Genomic DNA, 258 nt, shown 5'->3' on the forward strand with positions numbered 1-258 from the left:
ATTGGAGCCAGTTGATAATTTTTCAATACCAGATACTAATTCTGGAGTTTTTTCAACTAATTGACCAACTCCTGCTGTCAAGCTAGAAGATTTTTGTGTCAAGGCAGTTGAGCCTGAAACTAGTTGATCCAAACTACCTGTCAAGGTGGAATTCTTTTCACTTAGTTGACTTGCGCCTTGAGAAACTTTATCAACACCTGCAGTATATGCATTTACACCCGATGTAATCGACTGACTGGCAGGAACTAATTTGCTAGC

1 pseudogene is annotated in these 258 nt (G+C 39.5%); it reads right to left on the bottom strand.

What is annotated here, in order from left to right:
* Positions 1–258 (bottom strand): annotated as a pseudogene (locus WKI42_RS10890) (hypothetical protein); the annotation flags it as partial.

Origin of the sequence: Streptococcus pseudopneumoniae, from assembly GCF_038148935.1 — a bacterium.
Taxonomy (GTDB): domain Bacteria; phylum Bacillota; class Bacilli; order Lactobacillales; family Streptococcaceae; genus Streptococcus; species Streptococcus pseudopneumoniae_U.